This window comes from Thiorhodococcus minor, from assembly GCF_010820565.1.
GTDB lineage: Bacteria > Pseudomonadota > Gammaproteobacteria > Chromatiales > Chromatiaceae > Thiorhodococcus > Thiorhodococcus minor.
In genome coordinates, this window is record NZ_JAAIJQ010000264.1 from 1 (window position 1) to 1,142 (window position 1,142).

Genomic DNA, 1,142 nt, shown 5'->3' on the forward strand with positions numbered 1-1,142 from the left:
GTGCGCAGCCAGGTCTCCTTGCCCGTGGCGAACGTCTCAACGCCGACCCAGCCGTCGGCACCACCGAGGGTTGCGGCGATGGCGATGATGATCATCTCGACCAGGTCGTGGCGGCTTTGGGTCGGGCTGCGCGGGTCGTGCAGCGCGGCAAAATGACGCCCGATCGATCGCTCTACACTCAAGTCGCACACCGTGAAGATCTCCCCATATTCAAAAGGGGCGGATCATCAGAGCAGTCGCCTGGATTGCCTAACAGTATCCGCTAATATATTGATGCGATTGCCCTGCGGTCTGTCCAGCACGTTAACCGCACTTACCGACGCACCGGCACTAAGAGATTTGATGCACACGGATGCAATGAACCAATCAATGAATAATGACGAGGAGCATGCTTCCGGAAGTGCCGGACCACACGGCGAATTGCTCTTGCGCACGTTGGCCATGCCCGCGGATACCAATCCGAGTGGTGATATTTTTGGGGGCTGGCTGATGTCGCAGATGGACATGGCCGGGGCCATGCTGGTGCGGGAGCTCACCCGCGGACGCTGTGTCACCGTGGCGGTGGACGCATTCAAGTTTCAACAACCGGTCAAGGTGGGGGATGCGGTGGGTTGCCATGGGCGGGTGATTCGGATTGGAACCACGTCCGTGACCCTGAAGCTGGAGGTTTGGGTCAAGCCGCGCACACCAACGGGCGATCCCCAGAAGCCGAGGTTCCAGGTGACCGAGGCCATCTTCACCTACGTGGCGGTGGATGAAGCCGGAAAAAAGCGACCGGTGCCGGACTCGGCGCGTGCGGCCGGGTAACCGAAACGGCGATACTCCTTTCGTCCGGTATCGAGACTCTGGCACCCGGTCAGGCTGCATTTCATTTGGCGATTATCTTCCTGGCCTGGCCAAGCGGGTCAGCGAGAAGGCCTTCGTGATGGTGCCGATGTCCTGATCGATTATCTTCGTGGGTAGGCGATTCAAGCCCCGTCCCGGGCTCCAAGTCCGATAAGCACTCGCTATGGCAAGTCAGCGGGCGGGGGAAGAGGGCCCCGTTCCTGGGCCTGGCTCGCGAGCGGGTGCAACCTGCCGAGCGCGGGCGCATCAAGCCGCGAGCGCATGGTATGAGTCGGCATTGGCGGTCGCTTGGCCAT

General features: G+C 61.1%; 2 protein-coding genes. One reads left to right on the forward strand and one right to left on the reverse strand.

The window, feature by feature from the left end; all coding sequences use genetic code 11:
• Window positions 1-191, reverse strand: a 191-nt coding sequence (locus G3446_RS26830; protein ID WP_342450264.1) for a transposase family protein, incomplete at its 3' end; no start/stop codon positions are given.
• Window positions 192-369: 178 nt separating this feature from the next.
• On the opposite strand from G3446_RS26830, the gene yciA reads away from it, so the two are divergent.
• Window positions 370-807 carry an acyl-CoA thioester hydrolase YciA gene (gene yciA, locus G3446_RS26835; protein ID WP_245232840.1) on the forward strand — a complete coding sequence of 146 codons (438 nt, stop codon included), beginning with the start codon at window positions 370-372 and terminating at the stop codon, window positions 805-807.
• Window positions 808-1,142: the final 335 nt, after the last annotated feature.